The organism is Kitasatospora sp. NPDC047058 (assembly GCF_040643935.1).
Lineage (GTDB): Bacteria > Actinomycetota > Actinomycetes > Streptomycetales > Streptomycetaceae > Kitasatospora.
The window spans coordinates 1-9,612 of the sequence record NZ_JBEYVJ010000281.1; the positions used below are offsets into that span (position 1 = coordinate 1).

General features: G+C 74.3%; 8 protein-coding genes and 2 pseudogenes. 6 read left to right on the forward strand and 4 right to left on the reverse strand.

Translation table 11 applies throughout. The annotated features are described in order from the left end of the window. The 4 genes and pseudogenes from ABZ885_RS29645 to ABZ885_RS29660 form a co-directional block, all read left to right on the forward strand. Positions 1 to 840: DUF402 domain-containing protein (locus ABZ885_RS29645; protein WP_360195148.1), on the forward strand; the 840-nt coding region annotated here is incomplete at its 5' end. Further along, positions 750 to 1,367 (forward strand): TOPRIM nucleotidyl transferase/hydrolase domain-containing protein, encoded by a 618-nt coding sequence (locus ABZ885_RS29650; protein WP_360195151.1) that lies wholly within the window; start codon positions 750 to 752, stop codon positions 1,365 to 1,367. The genes ABZ885_RS29645 and ABZ885_RS29650, both read left to right, overlap by 91 nt. A 151-nt stretch (positions 1,368 to 1,518) precedes the next feature. Continuing rightward, positions 1,519 to 1,701, forward strand: a pseudogene (locus tag ABZ885_RS29655) (VWA domain-containing protein); the annotation flags it as partial. Between the two features lie 395 nt (positions 1,702 to 2,096). Next, positions 2,097 to 2,780, forward strand: coding sequence for a GNAT family N-acetyltransferase (locus tag ABZ885_RS29660; protein ID WP_360195154.1), 684 nt, complete (start codon positions 2,097 to 2,099; stop codon positions 2,778 to 2,780). Positions 2,781 to 2,818: 38 nt separating this feature from the next. Here the strand turns inward: ABZ885_RS29660 and ABZ885_RS29665 are convergent, their stop codons facing one another. Further along, positions 2,819 to 4,051: a helix-turn-helix domain-containing protein gene (locus ABZ885_RS29665; protein ID WP_360195156.1), complete on the reverse strand. Its 1,233-nt coding sequence runs from the start codon at positions 4,049 to 4,051 to the stop codon at positions 2,819 to 2,821. Positions 4,052 to 4,151: 100 nt separating this feature from the next. Between ABZ885_RS29665 and ABZ885_RS29670 the strand changes: the two genes are divergently transcribed. Then, positions 4,152 to 5,819 carry an FAD-binding dehydrogenase gene (locus ABZ885_RS29670; protein WP_360195159.1) on the forward strand — a complete coding sequence of 556 codons (1,668 nt, stop codon included), beginning with the start codon at positions 4,152 to 4,154 and terminating at the stop codon, positions 5,817 to 5,819. Between the two features lie 147 nt (positions 5,820 to 5,966). Here ABZ885_RS29670 and ABZ885_RS29675 read toward each other — a convergent pair whose 3' ends face one another. After that, the gene (locus ABZ885_RS29675; protein WP_360195161.1) at positions 5,967 to 6,419 is read right to left on the reverse strand and encodes a MarR family transcriptional regulator; all 453 of its coding nucleotides are present in this window, start codon (positions 6,417 to 6,419) and stop codon (positions 5,967 to 5,969) included. 134 nt (positions 6,420 to 6,553) lie between these two features. Continuing rightward, entirely contained in the window at positions 6,554 to 7,516 is a 963-nt protein-coding gene (locus ABZ885_RS29680; protein ID WP_360195164.1) for a helix-turn-helix domain-containing protein, read from the reverse strand. A 335-nt stretch (positions 7,517 to 7,851) separates the two neighbouring features. On the opposite strand from ABZ885_RS29680, the gene ABZ885_RS29685 reads away from it, so the two are divergent. Further along, on the forward strand, positions 7,852 to 8,679 hold the full coding sequence (locus ABZ885_RS29685) for a DUF4389 domain-containing protein (protein ID WP_360195166.1): 828 nt from the start codon (positions 7,852 to 7,854) through the stop codon (positions 8,677 to 8,679). Between the two features lie 23 nt (positions 8,680 to 8,702). Here the strand turns inward: ABZ885_RS29685 and ABZ885_RS29690 are convergent. After that, positions 8,703 to 9,518 (reverse strand): annotated as a pseudogene (locus tag ABZ885_RS29690) (CapA family protein); the annotation flags it as partial. Between the last annotated feature and the right edge of the window lie 94 nt (positions 9,519 to 9,612).

A 9,612-nucleotide genomic window follows, 5' to 3' on the forward strand; every position in this document is an offset into this window, starting at 1 on the left:
CCGGCCGTGAACGCCCCGACCGCACCGGGCGCAGGCACAGCGTTCACCCCCGGCACCACGGTGGTGCGCCGCGACGTCCACCGCGGCCGCGTCTGGTCCGCCCAGCCCTACCGGGCGCTCACGGACACCGGCAGCGTCCTGCACCTCGCCTACTGGCCGGGCATCCGCTCCCTCGCCCCGGCCACCTGGGCGGCCGCGCTGCGCACCGGCGACGACAGCGTGCGCAAGGGCGGTCTGCACGACCTCGCGGCCGGCACCTGGGACCTGGCCCCCTGGCACTGGCGCGACACGGTCGTCCGCTCCCGTTTCGAGGCGGGGGAGTGGTTCTCCCTGCACTACTTCCAGGACCCGGCCGACGGCGCCCCGCTGCGCCTGTACGTGAACTTCGAACGGCCGGTCGTCCGGACGGGGATCGGGATCGACACCCTGGACCTGCTCGTCGACCTGGTGGTCGCACCGGACCTGTCCTCGGCCCGCTGGAAGGACGAGGACGAGTACGCCCAGGGGCCGGCGGCTCGGCTTCATCACGGACGCCGATCACCGCCTGGTGGAGCAGGCCAGGATGCGCGCCCTCGGCATGCTCCGGAGCCGCTCCGGGCCGTTCGCCGACCCGTGGCCCGCCTGGTCACCGGACACGGCCTGGCCGCTGCCGGTCCTGCCCGACGGTGCCGACCGGGCCGGGACGCGTGGGCGGCGCGGCCGGTGAAAAATCCGTGCCCCACCCACCCGGGCAGGGGCAGAATCGCCTCGTGGCGGACATGGGAGCGTTCCGGGATGCGGTCGGCGGCTGGGCGGCGGGCGGCCCCGGTGGGCCGGCGGGTGAGCTGGCGGTGCGACTGAAGGTGCGGACCGCGGTGCTGTTGGAGGGGCCGAGCGACCTGGCGGCCGTCGAGGCGCTGGCCGCCCGCTACGGCCGGGACCTGCCCGGCGAAGGCGTGTGCGTCCTCCCGATGGGCGGGGCGATGAACATCGGCCGCTACGCGGGCCTGCTCGGGCCGACGGGGCTGGGTCTCGGCCTGGCCGGACTGTGCGACGTGGGCGAGCGGGGCTACTACGACCGCGGTCTGGAGCGGGCCGGCGCGCCGGGCCACGGGGTCTTCGTGTGTGCGGCGGACCTGGAGGACGAACTCGTCCGCGCGCTGGGCGTGGCGCGGGTCGAGGAGATCCTCCGGGCCGAGGGCGACCTCCCGGCCTGGCAGACCTTCGGGCGCCAGCCCGCTCACCAGGGCCGGCCCGCGCGGCAGCAGCTGCGGCGCTTCCTCGGCACGAAGAAGGGCCGCAAGATCCGTTACGGCCGCCTCCTGGTCGAGGCCCTCGACCCCGGGCGGGTGCCCGCCCCGCTCCACGACCTGCTCGCGCACCTGTGACCCGAGCGCGGCCAGGGGTGCGGACCGGAGCGTGGACCTGAGCGCGGCCAGGAGCGCGGACCGGACTGTCAGTGCCCCTTCGTAGGGTGGAACCAACGTCGGAGGGGGCGCCGGAAAGGCGCCGGAAGAACGTTGGAACAGGGGTAGCGCCATGTCTGCGACCACGATCAAGCACAAGGTCAACCACGTCTCGCTCGTGGTCGACAAGTCCGGCTCGATGCGCCAGCACGAGAAGCAACTCGTCCGCGTGGTGGACGAGTTCGTGAAGGGCCTGCAGGAGGAGTCGGACCGGCTCGGCCAGGAGACCCGGATCAGCCTCGACCACCCGGTCCAGGCGGGCGCCGACGGTGGCGGGGTGTTCGGCGAGCAGCAGGAGCAGCCGGTTGTCGTTGTAGTCGGAGTGCCGGCGATCGGCCAGCGCGGCGAGCACGTCGGCAGGTGTGGCCGGGTTCTCCGCGATCGCGTGCCAGACGAACGGGTAGTCGCACCGGGCGAGTTCGCGGAGCACGGCGGGGTCGGTGGTTCGTTCGGCGAGCCGCTGGTAGTCCCCGCCGTGGTGCAGGCCCGCCGGCGCGCCAGCCTCGGCGGCCGTGTCTGCGGCGGTGAGGTCGGGCGTGCGGTCGGCGGTCGTGGTCACGGCGGGCCACCGTACCGGCCCTGCCGCCTTGTGCCCACCCATTTCCGGTCGTTCGCCCGGCCCACCGGTTGCGGTCGTGCTCTAATCGCCGGATGGCGAAGATCGATTCAGAGCTGATACGACGTTGGCTGGACGGCTGGACGGTGGCCCGCTCGCTGCCCGGGGCCGAGCCGGTCGGGCCCGACGGGGACGGCCTGCGGTCGCTGTGCCACCAACCCGGCCGTGAGGTCGAGGTGTTCGCGCTGCGGGCGGACGAGGAGCCCGCGTCCTTGGCGCGGCTGGCGGCCGCCGTCGCCGCCGAGCCGCAGCCCACCTGGCTCACGGTGCCCACGCTGCGCCCTGACGCAGTCGAGGCCGCCGTCGGTGCCGCCGGACTGGAGTTGGTCCACCGGGCCGAGTGGTTGATGACGGCCGAGCTGACCGGGCATCCGCAGCATGCGCCCGCCGCGCCGTACGAGCGTGTGGTGCGTACGGAGGGACGGGTCACGGCCGTCTCCCTCCTCGACCCCTCCGGTGCGGTGGCGGCGCGCGGCACCGTCGCCGTGGTCGGCGCCGATGCGATCGCCGACCGCATCGAGACGGACGCGGCGCACCGCCGGCGCGGGCTGGGCCGCGCCGTGATGAGTGCCCTGGCGGAGGCCGCCGTGTCCCAGGGCGCCCGTACCGGTCTCCTCATCGCCAGCGAGGAGGGCCGGCGCCTCTACTCCTCCCTCGGCTGGCGCCACGAGGCCGACGTCCTGATCGCCCGGGGGCCGGTGGACCGCGCTCCCCGGTAGGCGGCGGCGAGGACGGCAGCGAGGAGGCCCGCCCGCTGCTACCGCCGGGCGGCGGCCAGGAGCGCCGTCTGGAACACGAAGCGGTTCCACGGCGTGCGCGGGTCGCGGCCGGTCACGGCGGCGAGGCGGCGCATCCGGTAGCGGACGGTCTGCTGGTGGACGTGGAGGCGGGCGGCCGCCCTGGCGGCGCCGTCGGAGTACAGGGCGGCGTCGAGCGTGCGCAGGGTGTCGTCGTCCTGCGCGAGGTGCCCCAGCACGGATTCGGTCACGCGGGCGGGATCGGCGTCCGGGTACCCGGTGACCAGGGCCACGGCCTCCAGGTCGCCGCGGTCGAGCACCCGGCGCTCGGTCCAGACGAGGGGCGGGGCGTGGCGGACGCCGTGGATCCCGATCCGGTGGTCGCGCGGTGCGGTGGTGGCGGTGGCCCCGGTGAGCAGGGCGCCGGTGAGCTGGTCCCGGTCCATCAGCCGGCCCAGCGTCGCCCGGTCCACCGCCTTGACCAGGACGACCCCGACGCCGTCCATGGCGGTACGGAGCGAGGTGAGTTCGAGGTCCGCGGCCTCGCCCGCCGCCCGCGCGTCCAGGGCCGCGGTCACCGTCGACGCCGCCTGTTCCACGTCGTCGGCCGTGGTCGGCGGGACCACCACCAGCAGGTCGAACGCCGGCGGCAGGTGCGCATCGAGCTCGCGCAGGCGCGCGCGGAGGGTCCCGGCGTGGCTCTGCCGTCCCAGCAGGAGGTCGGTGAAGAGCCCGCGGAGGGCTCGCTCGCGGTCCGCGCCGAGGATGCGCCCGGCCGATTCGTAGCCGTCGAAGATCGCCTCGGACGACTGGTCGAGCACCTCCAGCCACACCCGGGCGAGCGCGGCGACGTCGCGCGCGGGCACGGAGTCGGCGAACTCGTCGCCGATCAGGTCGAAGAAGGCGAGCGCGGCCACCCGGTACGCGCGGAGGACGGCGGCGAGCGGCCGGGCGTCGCGTGCCCGGACCGAGCCGACCCCGCGGAACATCCGGATGTCCTCGGCCTCCAGCGTCCCGTCCACGGCCCAGAGCTCCAGCACCCGGCGCAGCGTCCACACGATGATGGACCGGACCTCTTCGAGCTGGCGGGCGTCGAGGTTCGCGTAGGCGGGGATCTCCCGGGCGATGACGTCCAGGAAGGAGTCGACGACGGCCGTCTCGTCCTTCAGGATCCGCGCCGCGGCGGCCTGCCGGTCGCCGGCCGCGGTGCGCGGCTCGCCGCTTTGTGCCGAGGAGACAGTCTTGTTTGTCACCACGTGACAAGACTAGTACCGGAGACCACGGGGTACGCGTGATCCTCGGACCGCGTAGTCGTCGCAGCCGCGTGACGGCGATCCCCCGATGGAGAGCTGAATGTCGTTCCAGCCTGATGTCATCGTGGTCGGTGCCGGCCTCGCCGGACTGGTGGCGACCCACGAGCTGGCGAAGGCCGGCCGGCGGGTGCTCGTCGTCGAGCAGGAGAACCGGAAGAACCTCGGCGGCCAGGCGTTCTGGTCCCTGGGCGGCCTCTTCTTCGTCGGCAGTCCGGAACAGCGTCGTGCGGGGATCAAGGACTCCCTGGAGCTGGCCAGGCAGGACTGGTTCGGCTCGGCCGCCTTCGACCGGCTCGACGACGAGGACGTCTGGGGGCGGCGGTGGGCCGAGGCGTACCTGGCGTGGGCGGCCGGCGGCAAGCGCCGCTACCTGCGCGACCTCGGGCACCGGGTGGTGCCGATGGTCGGCTGGGCGGAGCGGGGGGACGGGTCGGCCACCGGCCACGGCAACTCGGTGCCGCGCTTCCACATCACCTGGGGGACCGGCCCGGGGGTCGTGGAGGCGTTCGCCCGGCCGGTGCTCCGGGCGGAGCGGGACGGGCTGGTCCGGTTCGCCTTCCGCCACCAGGTGGACGCGCTCCTCACGGAGGACGGCGCCGTGGTCGGCGTGCGGGGGTCCGTCCTGGCGCCGGACGACTCCGAGCGCGGGGTGCGGTCCTCACGCGAGGTGACCGGGCAGTTCGAGGAGCGGGCGGCGGCGGTCGTGGTGACCTCCGGCGGCATCGGGCACAACCACGCGCTGATGCGCGCGAACTGGCCGGCCGACCGCATCGGCCCGGCCCCGCGGCACCTGATCTCCGGCGTCCCCGCCCACGTCGACGGCCGCATGCTGGCGATCACCGAGCAGGCGGGCGGCCGCGTCGTCAACCGCGACCGCATGTGGGCCTACACCGAGGGGATCCACAACTGGGACCCGGTCTGGCCGGACCACGCCATCCGGATCCTGCCCGGCCCTTCCTCGATGTGGTTCGACGCGAACGGGCGCCGGCTGACCGGCATGTCCGGCGTGCCGGGCGCGGACTCGATCGGCGCGATGAAGCAGATCCTGGCCACCGGCCACGACTACTCGTGGTTCGTCCTGACCCAGTCGATCATCGAGAAGGAGTTCGCGCTCTCCGGATCGGAGCAGAACCCCGATCTGACCGGCCGTGACATCCGGTTCGTGCTGAAGAGCCGGCTCGCCAAGGGCGCGCCCGGGCCGGTGGAGAACTTCAAGCGGCACGGCGAGGACTTCGTCGTCGCCCGGACCCTTCCCGAGCTGGTCACGGCCATGAACGCGATCGCCCGCGGCCCGCAGCTGGACGCCGCCGACATCGAACGGCAGATCACCGCCCGCGACCGGGAACTCCACAACGCGTTCAGCAAGGACGTGCAGGTGATGGCGATCCGCAACGCCCGCAAGTCCCTGACCGACCGGCTCGTCCGGGTCGCCGGGCCGCACCGGATCCTCGATCCCGCGCACGGTCCGCTCATCGGCGTGCGCCTCAACATCCTGTCCCGCAAGACGCTCGGCGGCCTGCAGACCGACCTGGACTCCCGGGTCCTCGGCGGCGACGGGAGCCCGGTCCCCGGCCTCTACGCCGCCGGGGAGGTCGCGGGCTTCGGCGGTGGCGGTGTCCACGGGTACAACGCGCTGGAGGGCACGTTCCTGGGCGGCTGCATCTTCTCCGGGCGGGCCGCGGGGCTGGCGCTGGCACGGGGCCGCTGAGCGGCAGGCCGCCGGCCCCGGCGCCGTCCCCAGGCCGCCCCCTGCGTACGGTTCACCGAAACCCGTCGGCCCCGGTCAGGCGGTCAGCGCCGGCCGGACGGTCAGCCCTGGCCGGGCGGTCGGCCTCGGTCGGGCAGTCGGCCCCGTTCAGGCAGTCAGCCCCGCGGGCTGCGCGTCGGCGCGCTCGGTGACCAGCGCGAGGACGCGGCCCGCGGCGGCGAGGTCCTCGGCGGGTGTGCTGGCGAGGATGTGGGCGGCGATGGGAGCGGTCTCCGCGCCCACGGCGGCGAGCAGCTCCCGCCCCGCGTCGGTGGGGAGCAGGTGGGCACCGTCTTCCGTGAGCAGCTGCTTGGCCAGCAGCTCGCCGACGGTGGCGCGGATGTCCGCGGGATCGACCCGGAGGGAACGCCGGATGCGGGTGAGGATCTCGTCCGGCGTCTGCGGGGCGTCGGCGGTGACGGCGGCGCGGAGGACGACCTGCTGCCGGAACGTCACACCGTGCCGGGCCAGGACGTGTCGCAGGACGCCGTGGATGGCCTGGGCGAGGGCGAGAACGGGGGCGTCGGCGAGGGGCGCGGTGGTGGACGGGGTGGTGGTCATGGTCTGTCCCTGAGCGATCCGATGGTCCGGAGTGCCGGCGCCGTCGTTTCCGGCCACTCCGGCCATGCGAACCTAACCCCCGGGGTGGCCGGGTCCTGTGCGTCCCGTGCAAGGATTCCCGACACTCCGCGCAATCAGCCGCGGAGGGCCTGCGCGCGGTGCTCGGTCGGGGTGATTCCGTAGGCCTCGCGGAAGGCGCGGCCGAAGGCGCTGGCGCTGGCGAAGCCCCGGCGGACCGCGATCGTCTGGACGGACCGGCCGCTCAGGGCCGGGTTCGCCAGGTCGGCGCGGCAGCGTTCGAGCCGCTGCCGGCGGATGGTCGCGGCCACGCCGGCGGGCTGCTCCCGGAAGAGCAGGTAGAGCCCGCGCAACGAGATGTGGTGGTGGTCGGCGACCGCCTGCGGGGTCAGGTCCGGGTCGTCGAGGTTGTGCTCGATGAAGCGGTGGATCCGCTGCAGCATCACCTGCGCGCGGGCCTCGGCCGGCGCCTCGGCCGGGGTGCCCAGGTGCTGGGCGATGCAGGCGGTGGCCAGGTCGAGCGTGACGGCGCCCATCCGGGACAGCTCCTCGGGGCGGCAGCCGGCTCCGTGGTCGAGCAGGGTGCCCATGAAGCGGGCGAGGATCGCCCCGGTGCCCTCCCTGGCGGGGATGCGCCGGGCGAGCAGGCCGTCCAGCTTGTCCGGGTGGAAGGGCAGGCCGGACCGGGGCATCTGCAGCATGACCACGCCGACCGGCCGGCCGTCGTGGCCGGAGGCGTTCTCCATCGGGCGCGAGGTGTCCGTCAGCACCAGGTCGCCCGAGACCACCGACTCGTTGCGGAGCTGGGCGGTGCGGATGGCTCCGTCCGTGATCAGCGCGAGCTGGTACTGCTCGGGGTCGCCCTGCCGGACGTGGACGGCGGTGCGGCACGCCGACACCGGCGAGTAGGCGAAGCTCGACACCTGGACGGACCCCAGTCCGACGTTCGCGATCTCGGCACGGAAGCCGGCCGCGCGCTCCGTCCTGATCGTGATCGGCATCAGGTCGGTCGACACCGCCTCGCAGAACCACTCGAACCGCTCCGCCGGCGCCACGGCGGCGGCCGATGCACGCGCCACTCCCACGAGAACCCCCCACTGCTGACCAGGTGACAGCCGGCCGGCGACGCCGCGGAACGGCGGGACCGGTCGGGACCACCACCATGATCGCTCACCCGCCCGTCCGGCCGGCGGCCGCGCCCACCGCTCCCCGGAACCGGGGCCAGGAGCGGGGCCGGGGCCAGGAGCGGAGCCGGGAGCGGGGTCGCGGTCGGGGGCCGGGGCCGGGGCCACCCCCGGCGCGGGACTCCCCCGGCCGGCGCAGTGCAGCGTGCGGTGGCGGCGGCGGGCTGCGACCTTCGGAGCAGGCGGCCGGGTCGACCCCGTCCGACCGACGCCGAGACCTGGAGGCCCGGATGTGGCAGGCTCCCCCCGCACAAGCACCGTTCGAGACCGAGTGGCTGCCCGTGCTGGACATGCCCGCGCCCGGGGAACAGAACCGGCTCACCGTGCTGGTGCGCATCATCCTGGCGATCCCGCAGCTCGTGGTGCTCTGGGTGCTGTCGATCGTGGCGTTCTTCGTCGCCGTGATCGGGTGGTTCGGCGCGCTGTTCATGGGCCGGCTGCCGGTGTTCGCGGCCGACTACCTGGGCAACTACGTGCCGTACGACACCCGGGTGCAGGCCTATCTGATGCTGACCCACGACCGGTACCCGCCGTTCGGGTTCCGCGAAGCCGACCACCCCGTCCGGGTCGAGCTGCGGCCCGGGGGTGAACTGAACCGCCTCGCGGTGTTCTTCCGCCTCGTCCTGGCGATCCCGGCGATGGTCGTCCAGGGCCTGCTGTACGCCGGCTGGTGGACGGTGGCGGTCATCAGCTGGCTGGTCGTGCTGATCCTCGGCCGGATGCCCCAGCCGCTGTTCGAGGCGACCGCGGCGATCCTGCGCTACCGGATGCGGTACACGGCCTACCTGCTGATGCTCACCGCCGCCTACCCCAAGGGGCTCTTCGGCGACGAACCGGACTCGGTGCCGGGCGGCCCGGTCTCGGCCACCCGCCCGCTGGTGCTGGGCGGGGGCGGGCGCGGGCTGCTGGTCGCGTTCATCCTGATCGGGCTGATCTCCTGGGGCACCGGCTCGATCACCTCCGCCCTCACCTCGGACGACGATGACGACGACTACGGCAACCCGACCGTCCACCTCATCGCTCCGCTGGTCCCCGGGCCGGACGGCCTGTCAGGCTGAGCCCGGCCGGGGCAGGCCGGGGTTCACCGGAGCACGAGCGTGCCGTCCGGCCCGGCGTCGACCCGCACACCGAAGCCGTGGCTGACCCGGTCGAGGACCTCCCGCAGGTACCGGGAGTCCTCGGCCGAGGCGTGCCGGAGGCGCAGCTGTCGCGTCTGCACGGGCACCATCCACGCTTCGGCCAGTTCACCGCTGCCGGGGTCCACCGAGACGAAGTACAGCAGCCGCAGGTCGTCCCGGTACTGCTCGTGGCCGGTGATCCCCTCGTAGTCGTCGATGAAGTCGCCGCAGCCGTAGAGGACGAGCCGGCCCCGGTAGACCTCGACCGGGCGCGGGTGGTGCGAGGAGTGCCCGTGGACCACGTCGACACCGCCGTCGATCAGCGCGTGCGCGAACGCCACCTGCTCGCGGGGGACGCGATAACCCCAGTTGGACCCCCAGTGCACGGAGGCGACCACGAGGTCGCCCGGCCGTTTCGCCCGCTGCACCCGGTCGACCACCGCCGCGGCGTCGGCGCCCGACGCCTCGGACACGAAGTCGACGCCGGGCACGGCCCCGGACGCGGCCCACGTCCACGGAATGCCGCTGGACGCCGTCCCGAAGGAGAACACCAGCACCCGGCGGCCGCCGCCGGCCTCGACGACCGCGGGCCGCCGGGCCTCCTCCGCGTCCCACCCCGCGCCCACCGCCGTCAGCCGCGCCTCCGCGAGGGCGGCCAGCGTCTCCTGGAGGCCGCGGACGCCGAAGTCCAGCACGTGGTTGTTGGCCAGCACGCAGACGTCGGGGCGGGCCTCGGCCAGGCAGGGGAGGTTGGCCGGGTTCATCCGGTAGTGCACGGCTGCCGACGGGTCTCTTGTGCTGATCTCTCGACGGATCTCCCGTCGGAGGGGCGGCGGGAGGGGCGGAGCATCGGCGAATGTGTCGAGGGCCACA

Bases quoted from the DNA above. Each gene is read 5' to 3' on its own strand.
- ABZ885_RS29670 (WP_360195159.1), top strand. From the start codon at position 4,152: ATGTCGTTCCAGCCTGATGTCATCGTGGTCGGTGCCGGCCTCGCCGGA.
- ABZ885_RS29675 (WP_360195161.1), bottom strand. From the start codon at position 6,419: ATGACCACCACCCCGTCCACCACCGCGCCCCTCGCCGACGCCCCCGTT.
- ABZ885_RS29685 (WP_360195166.1), top strand. From the start codon at position 7,852: ATGTGGCAGGCTCCCCCCGCACAAGCACCGTTCGAGACCGAGTGGCTG.
- ABZ885_RS29660 (WP_360195154.1), top strand. From the start codon at position 2,097: ATGGCGAAGATCGATTCAGAGCTGATACGACGTTGGCTGGACGGCTGG.